Source organism: Pseudomonas syringae (assembly GCF_021605415.1).
Lineage (GTDB): Bacteria > Pseudomonadota > Gammaproteobacteria > Pseudomonadales > Pseudomonadaceae > Aquipseudomonas > Aquipseudomonas syringae_S.
In genome coordinates this window covers 138733-146388 of record NZ_WKEQ01000013.1, presented here as the reverse complement: position 1 = coordinate 146388, position 7656 = coordinate 138733, and the positions used below count along the sequence as shown (strand labels likewise).

At 53.2% G+C, this 7656-nt stretch carries 10 protein-coding genes and 4 tRNA genes; all 14 read left to right on the top strand.

Translation table 11 applies throughout. The features are described from left to right. The first annotated feature begins 201 nt into the window (after window positions 1-201). The 14 genes from birA to rplL all read left to right on the top strand — a co-directional run bounded on the left by birA (window position 202) and on the right by rplL (window position 7509). The gene (gene birA, locus GIW69_RS12210) at window positions 202-1155 is read left to right on the top strand and encodes a bifunctional biotin--[acetyl-CoA-carboxylase] ligase/biotin operon repressor BirA (protein WP_236482802.1); all 954 of its coding nucleotides are present in this window, start codon (window positions 202-204) and stop codon (window positions 1153-1155) included. Continuing rightward, window positions 1145-1894, top strand: coding sequence for a pantothenate kinase (locus GIW69_RS12205; RefSeq protein WP_236482801.1), 750 nt, complete (start codon window positions 1145-1147; stop codon window positions 1892-1894). The genes birA and GIW69_RS12205 overlap by 11 nt, the downstream gene beginning before the upstream one ends. A gap of 7 nt (window positions 1895-1901) precedes the next feature. Further along, the gene (locus tag GIW69_RS12200) at window positions 1902-2330 is read left to right on the top strand and encodes an SdiA-regulated/phytase-like domain-containing protein (protein WP_236482799.1); all 429 of its coding nucleotides are present in this window, start codon (window positions 1902-1904) and stop codon (window positions 2328-2330) included. Between the two features lie 141 nt (window positions 2331-2471). After that, a tRNA-Tyr gene (locus tag GIW69_RS12195) sits at window positions 2472-2556 on the top strand. 23 nt (window positions 2557-2579) lie between these two features. Next, window positions 2580-2653, top strand: a tRNA-Gly gene (locus tag GIW69_RS12190). Window positions 2654-2680: 27 nt separating this feature from the next. Continuing rightward, window positions 2681-2756: transfer RNA gene (locus GIW69_RS12185), tRNA-Thr, on the top strand. An 84-nt stretch (window positions 2757-2840) separates the two neighbouring features. Next, window positions 2841-4034, top strand: a complete 1194-nt coding sequence (gene tuf, locus GIW69_RS12180; protein ID WP_236482808.1) for an elongation factor Tu — start codon at window positions 2841-2843, stop codon at window positions 4032-4034. Window positions 4035-4087: 53 nt separating this feature from the next. Further along, window positions 4088-4163 (top strand) — tRNA-Trp (locus tag GIW69_RS12175). 45 nt (window positions 4164-4208) lie between these two features. Then, entirely contained in the window at window positions 4209-4577 is a 369-nt protein-coding gene (gene secE, locus GIW69_RS12170; RefSeq protein ID WP_236482777.1) for a preprotein translocase subunit SecE, read from the top strand. A gap of 9 nt (window positions 4578-4586) precedes the next feature. Then, window positions 4587-5120, top strand: coding sequence for a transcription termination/antitermination protein NusG (nusG, locus tag GIW69_RS12165; RefSeq protein ID WP_007916492.1), 534 nt, complete (start codon window positions 4587-4589; stop codon window positions 5118-5120). Window positions 5121-5237: 117 nt separating this feature from the next. After that, the gene (gene rplK, locus GIW69_RS12160; protein ID WP_003228756.1) at window positions 5238-5669 is read left to right on the top strand and encodes a 50S ribosomal protein L11; all 432 of its coding nucleotides are present in this window, start codon (window positions 5238-5240) and stop codon (window positions 5667-5669) included. Then, a complete protein-coding gene (gene rplA, locus GIW69_RS12155; protein WP_236482775.1) occupies window positions 5669-6364 on the top strand; it encodes a 50S ribosomal protein L1 in 696 nt (231 codons plus the stop codon). Before rplK ends, rplA begins: the two co-directional genes overlap by 1 nt. Before the next feature lie 198 nt (window positions 6365-6562). After that, complete coding sequence (gene rplJ / locus GIW69_RS12150) at window positions 6563-7063, top strand: 50S ribosomal protein L10 (protein WP_236482773.1); 501 nt, start codon at window positions 6563-6565, stop codon at window positions 7061-7063. Window positions 7064-7143: 80 nt separating this feature from the next. After that, on the top strand, window positions 7144-7509 hold the full coding sequence (rplL, locus tag GIW69_RS12145) for a 50S ribosomal protein L7/L12 (RefSeq protein WP_236482771.1): 366 nt from the start codon (window positions 7144-7146) through the stop codon (window positions 7507-7509). Window positions 7510-7656 lie beyond the last annotated feature (147 nt).

Sequence of the window (7656 nt, the reverse complement as noted above, 5' to 3'; positions counted from 1 at the left end):
GCAGTGAAACGATGCATCGCCGATGGTAGTGTGGGGTTTCCCCATGTGAGAGTAGGTCATCGTCAAGATTAAATTCCGAAACCCCATTTGCGAAAGCAGATGGGGTTTTGTTTTGTCTGCAAGAAAGCCAAGGTACTGGATTTCTATGCAACGGCCCGGCGCATAGCTATCATTCGGGCCTCATTGAGAGGCGAATTGTGCATGCTGACGTTGTTGAATCTACTTAAGGATGGTCGCTTCCATTCCGGGCAGGCTTTGGGTCTTGCCCTGGGTGTCAGTCGTAGCGCGGTGTGGAAGCAATTGCAGCTTCTCGAGGCTGAGCTAGGGTTGTCTGTTCATAAAGTCCGGGGTCGCGGTTACCAACTGGCATCGCCGTTAGCCCTGCTCGATCCTCTCGAAATAAATGATGCTGGCGTTGAATGGCCGGTAACGGTGTTTGACACAATCGACTCCACAAATGCGGAGGCATTGCGCGCCATAAGCCGTGGGCAGGTCGCGCCCTTCCTCATTCTGGCGGAGCGACAGATCGCGGGGCGAGGGCGAAGAGGGCGGAAATGGGTAAGTCCCTTCGCCGAAAATCTCTATTACAGTCTTGTGTTGCGCATTGATGGCGGCATGCGACAGCTTGAAGGTTTAAGTCTCGTTGTAGGCTTGGCAGTAATGCAAACTTTGCGTGGGCTGGGTGTAGCGGGGGCCGGTCTGAAATGGCCAAACGATGTATTGGTCGACCAAAAAAAAATCGCTGGTATTTTGTTGGAGTTAGTTGGTGACCCTGCGGATGTTTGTCACGTTGTGCTGGGAATTGGGATAAACGTAAATATGCAGGCTGCAGTTGAGGTCGATCAGCAGTGGACCTCGATACGCCTTGAATCTGGAGGAAGCTGCGATCGAAATCGCCTGGTGACTGAATTGAGTCATCAGTTACAGATCTATCTTGGGCGCCACCAAGCGAGTGGTTTTTCGTCACTTCAGTCAGAGTGGGAGAAAAATCACTTGTGGCAACATAGAGCTGTGTCGTTGATTGCTGGCACCAATACCATCGAAGGTGTTGTGCAGGGCATCGATGGTCGGGGAGGCTTGCGCTTAAAGGTGGATGGTGTGGAAAAAGTGTTTAGTGGCGGTGAGCTCAGTCTGAGGTTGCGTGATGATTCTTGAGCTTGACTGCGGCAACAGCTTTATCAAATGGCGTGTTTTAGCTGCGCCTGCCGGCCGATTGATTGGAGAGGGTGTCGTCGACTCTGACCAGGGGCTCCTTGAGAAATTGTGCGCTTTTGAAGGATTGTCGCTCCGTGCCTGTCGACTGGTTAGCGTCAGGTCAGTTGAGGAAACCGATGCCTTGATAGGTATGTTGCAAGGTGCTTTTGGTGTGACAGCTATATGTGCTGCGCCAGCGCAAGAAATGTCTGGCGTACGCAATGGGTACGATGATTACCAGCGTCTTGGGCTTGATCGATGGTTGGCACTGCTTGGCGGATTTCACCTGGCTTCCGGTGCGTGCCTGGTGTTGGACTTCGGTACGGCGGTGACCGCCGATTTCGTTGCTGCTGACGGCGAGCATCTTGGTGGCTTCATTTGTCCTGGAATGCCGCTGATGCGCAATCAGCTGCGCACCCATACACGCAAAATCCGCTATGGCGACGTGGCGGCAGAAGAAGCTCTTGCCAGTGATGCTCCCGGGCGCTCTACAGTTGAGGCGGTGGAGCGGGGTTGTGCGTTGATGCTGAAGGGGTTCGTACTGACTCAACTGGAAATCGCGCGAGGCTTTTGGGGGGAAAACTTCACTGTATTCATAACGGGCGGGGATGCAGGATTAGTCTCGGGTGTAGTGCCGAACGCAAGGGTGGTGCCTGATCTGGTGTTCGTGGGCTTGGCTATGGCTTGTCCTTTGACCTGAGGTTCATATGCGCTGGTTGTTTCTTCTGTTGGTTGTACTCAACGTTTTCTATTACGTCTGGCATCAGCAAGAAGCGCCTCTGCGCGCAAAAGACGTAACGCCACTCAATTTATATCGCGGTTCACAGCAAGACATTCGATTATTAAGTGAGTCGGATAAGGTTCGTGAGCGAAGTGATGCGAAAAGTAACCAGTGCCTATTTGTCGGAGGTCTTTCGCGTTTGGATATGGTTCAGGTCTTGATGCGTCGACTGGCCGATATCGGGGTCAGGGCTCAGCCATCTCGCGACGATAGTCCTGAGTCTGGGCGTTGGTTGCAGATTGCACCGGAGAGTCGAGGTTTATTAGGTGATATTCAATTGCAAAACCTTTCCAAGGAATTCAACGAGTTAAAACATAAAATAATGCAGTGTGAAGGGGTTGCACCTGCCGAATAGTTTGCATAGAATGGCGCCCGCTCCGCAGTGAAGACCTTTAAGGTTCAAGCAGCGAAGCGATGTCAATGCAGCTAACCTCAAGATTTGATTGAGAAAATGCTTGACAGAAGGTCGGCGCAGTGTAAAATGCCGGCTCGCTTAGGAGGGGTTCCCGAGCGGCCAAAGGGATCAGACTGTAAATCTGACGTCTACGACTTCGAAGGTTCGAATCCTTCCCCCTCCACCAATTTAGCGTGAGCTGCAAGCTCTGCGGGTATAGTTTAGTGGTAGAACCTCAGCCTTCCAAGCTGATGATGCGGGTTCGATTCCCGCTACCCGCTCCAGGTTTGCAGGTTGTGCAAAGGTGTTGCGCTCTTGTAGCTCAGTTGGTAGAGCACACCCTTGGTAAGGGTGAGGTCAGCGGTTCAAATCCGCTCAAGAGCTCCATATAACAAGGCAGATATGAAAATATCTGCCTTTGTTTTAATGGTCGATGTAGTTTGCTTAATTCTACTCTTAGGGGTGATTTCGATGGCTAAGGAAAAGTTCGAACGTAACAAGCCGCACGTCAATGTCGGTACCATTGGTCATGTTGACCACGGTAAGACAACTTTGACTGCTGCTCTGACCCGCGTCTGCTCCGAGGTTTTCGGTTCGGCCAAGGTTGACTTCGACAAGATCGATAGCGCTCCGGAAGAGAAGGCACGCGGCATCACCATTAATACTGCTCACGTTGAGTATGATTCGGCTGTGCGTCACTACGCGCATGTTGACTGCCCGGGTCACGCTGATTACGTGAAGAATATGATTACCGGTGCTGCTCAGATGGATGGCGCTATTCTGGTTTGCTCGGCCGCCGATGGTCCGATGCCACAAACCCGTGAGCACATCCTACTATCCCGTCAGGTTGGCGTTCCGTACATCGTGGTTTTCCTGAACAAGGCTGACCTGGTAGACGACGCTGAACTGCTGGAGCTGGTTGAGATGGAAGTGCGCGATCTGCTGAGCACTTACGATTTCCCAGGTGATGACACTCCAATCATCATTGGTTCTGCGCGCATGGCGCTGGAAGGTAATGATGAAAATGGTATGGGGACATCGGCTGTCAAGAAGCTCGTAGAGACTCTGGATACTTATATCCCAGAGCCAGAGCGTGCTATCGACAAGCCGTTCCTGATGCCAATCGAGGACGTATTCTCGATCTCCGGTCGCGGTACTGTTGTAACTGGTCGTATCGAGCGTGGTGTTGTTAACGTTCAAGACGCACTGGAAATCGTTGGTCTGCGTGATACCACCACCACCACCTGCACAGGTGTTGAAATGTTCCGCAAGCTGCTCGACCAAGGTCGTGCTGGCGAGAACTGCGGCGTCCTGCTACGTGGCACCAAGCGTGACGACGTTGAGCGTGGCCAGGTTCTGGTCAAGCCGGGTTCGGTTAAGCCACACACCAAGTTCACTGCAGAAGTTTACGTGCTGAGCAAGGAAGAAGGCGGTCGTCACACTCCGTTCTTCAAAGGCTACCGTCCGCAGTTCTACTTCCGTACTACTGACGTGACTGGTAACTGCCAGCTGCCAGAAGGCGTTGAAATGGTAATGCCAGGTGACAACATCCAGATGGAAGTTACTCTGATCAAAACCATTGCGATGGAAGACGGTCTGCGTTTCGCTATCCGTGAAGGCGGTCGTACCGTTGGAGCTGGTGTGGTTGCGAAAGTAATCGAGTAAGTTGTTGTAATGTCTTTTTCGGGCCGGCATAATGGTCGGCCTGATTTTGTTTTAGGTCAGTAGCTCAATTGGCAGAGCGACGGTCTCCAAAACCGTAGGTTGGGGGTTCGATTCCCTCCTGACCTGCCAGATTCACTCGGTGTATCTGGCTTCCTTTTCACAGGATCTTCATAGATGACTCCTAAAGCTGAAGCTCAAGGCTCTCGCTTCGATCTGCTCAAGTGGCTAGTAGTAGTCGCTTTGGTGGTTGTTGGCGTTGTTGGCAATCAGTATTTTTCTGCTTCGCCGATCCTGTACCGCGTGCTGGCATTGCTTGCGCTTGCTGCTGTAGCTGCCTTTGTAGGCCTGCAGACGGCCAAGGGCAAGTCTTTCTTTGTGCTCGCCAAGGAAGCTCGTACTGAGATTCGTAAAGTCGTTTGGCCAACGCGTCAAGAAACCACGCAGACAACGCTGATTGTTGTGGCTGTGGTGTTGGTTATGGCGCTGCTGTTGTGGGGGCTCGATTCCCTGCTCGGTTGGCTTGTTTCCTTGATTGTCGGCTAAGGGTGTCCCGTGGCTAAGCGTTGGTATGTTGTGCATGCTTACTCGGGTTACGAGAAGCATGTAATGCGCTCGCTGGTAGAGCGCGTAAAGCTGGCTGGCATGGAAGATGGCTTTGGCGAAATTCTGGTTCCCACTGAAGAAGTGGTTGAAATGCGTAATGGCCAGAAACGCAAAAGCGAGCGCAAGTTCTTCCCGGGTTATGTGCTGGTTCAGATGGATATGAATGAGGGTACTTGGCACTTGGTCAAGGATACGCCTCGGGTGATGGGTTTCATTGGCGGTACCGCCGATAAGCCTGCGCCAATTACTGATAAAGAGGCCGAAGCAATTCTGCGTCGCGTTGCTGATGGTAGTGACAAGCCGAAGCCGAAGACGTTGTTCGAGCCAGGCGAAACCGTACGTGTCAACGACGGTCCGTTTGCCGATTTCAACGGTGTTGTGGAAGAAGTTAACTACGAAAAGAGCCGGATCCAAGTGGCGGTGCTCATTTTCGGACGCTCTACTCCGGTAGAGTTGGAGTTCAGCCAGGTCGAAAAGGTCTAGCTGATCAAGCATCCCAACCCCGCAGCCGTAGGCTGTGGGGTTTTGTCGTCACTGGGATAAACGCGCAAGTAACCGGGGAGCCTTTCGAGGCGTTCGAACCCGTAATTGGAGTGCCTCATGGCCAAGAAAATTACCGCTTACATCAAGCTGCAAGTGAAGGCCGCTCAGGCTAACCCAAGCCCACCTGTTGGTCCTGCTCTGGGTCAGCACGGCGTGAACATCATGGAATTCTGCAAGGCTTTCAACGCCCGTACTCAGGGTCTTGAGGCTGGTCTGCCGACTCCAGTGATCATCACTGTCTACAGCGACCGTAGCTTCACTTTCGAAACCAAATCCACCCCTGCTTCGGTTCTGCTGAAGAAGGCGGCCGGTCTGACCAGCGGCTCCGCTCGTCCGAACACCGTTAAGGTTGGCACCGTGACTCGTGCTCAGCTGGAAGAAATCGCGAAAACCAAAAACGCGGATCTGACTGCAGCTGATATGGATGCAGCCGTGCGTACTATCGCCGGTTCTGCTCGTAGCATGGGCCTTAACGTGGAGGGTGTGTAATGGCTAAGCTGACCAAGCGTCAAAAGGCTATCGCCGGCAAAATCGAAGCAGGCAAGGCCTACAACTTTGTAGACGCTGCTTCCCTGCTGGCTGAGCTGTCGACTGTCAAGTTCAGCGAGTCGTTCGACGTAGCTGTTAATCTGGGTGTTGACCCGCGTAAATCCGACCAGGTCGTTCGTAGCGCTACTGTGCTGCCACACGGCACTGGCAAGACTGTTCGCGTTGCTGTGTTTACTCAGGGTCCAGCTGCCGAGGCCGCTCTGGCTGCCGGCGCTGACCGTGTAGGCATGGACGACCTGGCTGCCGAAATGAAAGGCGGCGACCTGAACTATGACGTAGTGATCGCATCCCCGGATGCAATGCGCGTTGTAGGTCAGTTGGGTCAGATCCTCGGTCCACGTGGTCTGATGCCTAACCCTAAAGTCGGCACCGTAACGCCAGACGTAGCTACCGCGGTTAAAAACGCCAAGGCTGGTCAGGTTCGTTATCGCACCGACAAAAACGGCATCATCCACACTTCCGTTGGCAAGATCGGCTTCGATGCCGTCAAGCTGAAGGAAAACGTTGAAGCCCTGATCGCTGATCTGAAGCGTATCAAGCCAGCTTCCTCGAAAGGCATCTACGTCAAGCGTGTAACCCTGAGCACCACTATGGGCCCAGGTCTGGTCATCGACCAAAGCTCGCTCGACGCGTAAGACAAAGATTGGCGCAAGCGATTGCGTCAATTGAAAAATTGGGGTCCCTGCCTGGCGGGGGCTATCCAAGACCGTAGGCGACGCAAGTCTTAAACCTCAAGCCTACGCAGATGGTGCTCCCGGTTCCTTACCGAATCAGACACCAAAACGACATCCGGCCCTGGCCAGATGAAACGGTAACAAGCAGGAGTTTAACCCGTGGCAATTAATCTCGAAGACAAGAAGGCCATCGTCGCTGAAGTCAACGAGGCTGCCAAAGTCGCTCTGTCCGCTGTCGTGGTTGATGCACGTGGCGTAACAGTAGGCGCAATGACCGGACTCCGTAAAGAGGCTCGTGAAGCTGGCGTATACGTACGTGTCGTACGTAACACCCTGCTCAAGCGCGCCGTTGCTGGCACTGATTACAGTGTCCTCAACGACGTGTTCACCGGCCCTACCCTGATTGCATTCTCGAACGAACATCCGGGCGCTGCTGCTCGTATTTTCAAAGAGTTTGCCAAGGGTCAGAACAAGTTCGAGATCAAGGCAGCTGCGTTCGAGGGCAAGTTCCTCGCAGCAAACCAAATCGACGTGCTGGCAACTCTGCCGACCCGTGACGAAGCAATTTCTCAGCTGATGAGCGTGATTCAAGGCGCTACCAGCAAGTTGGCTCGTACTCTGGCGGCAATTCGCGATCAGAAAGAAGCTGCTGCAGCCTGAGGCTGAGCAATTTCATCTCTCGCGTATTTTTTGTTTATTTCGATGGCCTGCCGGCTGTCCCCCAATTCAGGAATTGAGTCATGTCTCTGACTAACGAACAAATCATCGAAGCAATCGGCCAGAAATCCGTAGTGGAAATCGTTGAGCTGATCAAAGCGATGGAAGAAACTTTCGGTGTTACCGCTGCTGCTGCTTCGGCTGGTCCAGCTGTTGCTGCTGCCGTTGCTGAAGAGCAAACCGAATTCAACGTCATGCTGACCGAAGCTGGCGAGAAGAAAGTAAACGTGATCAAGGCAGTACGTGAACTGACCGGTCTGGGCCTGAAAGAAGCCAAGGCTGTAGTTGACGGCGCTCCTGCCATGGTTCTGGAAGCTGTTGCCAAAGACGCAGCTGACAAAGCCAAAGCAACTCTGGAAGAAGCAGGCGCTAAAGTCGAGCTGAAGTAAGCATCGACTTTGCTCCTCCAGCCCGAGCGTCAAGCGACAGGCTGATGGCTGGTGGCTCTTGCCACCGGCCTTTTTCCGTTATTGGCAGCCGACTGGGTCGGTGTCGATAGCGAGCTGTAACCACCCGATGCGGTGGCGCAAACCATG

Excerpts from the sequence above, each read along its gene's own strand:
- rplL (WP_236482771.1), top strand. The coding sequence starts at position 7,144 with ATGTCTCTGACTAACGAACAAATCATCGAAGCAATCGGCCAGAAATCC.
- rplA (WP_236482775.1), top strand. The coding sequence starts at position 5,669 with ATGGCTAAGCTGACCAAGCGTCAAAAGGCTATCGCCGGCAAAATCGAA.
- secE (WP_236482777.1), top strand. The coding sequence starts at position 4,209 with ATGACTCCTAAAGCTGAAGCTCAAGGCTCTCGCTTCGATCTGCTCAAG.
- tuf (WP_236482808.1), top strand. The coding sequence starts at position 2,841 with ATGGCTAAGGAAAAGTTCGAACGTAACAAGCCGCACGTCAATGTCGGT.
- GIW69_RS12205 (WP_236482801.1), top strand. The coding sequence starts at position 1,145 with ATGATTCTTGAGCTTGACTGCGGCAACAGCTTTATCAAATGGCGTGTT.
- birA (WP_236482802.1), top strand. The coding sequence starts at position 202 with ATGCTGACGTTGTTGAATCTACTTAAGGATGGTCGCTTCCATTCCGGG.
- rplK (WP_003228756.1), top strand. The coding sequence starts at position 5,238 with ATGGCCAAGAAAATTACCGCTTACATCAAGCTGCAAGTGAAGGCCGCT.
- GIW69_RS12200 (WP_236482799.1), top strand. The coding sequence starts at position 1,902 with ATGCGCTGGTTGTTTCTTCTGTTGGTTGTACTCAACGTTTTCTATTAC.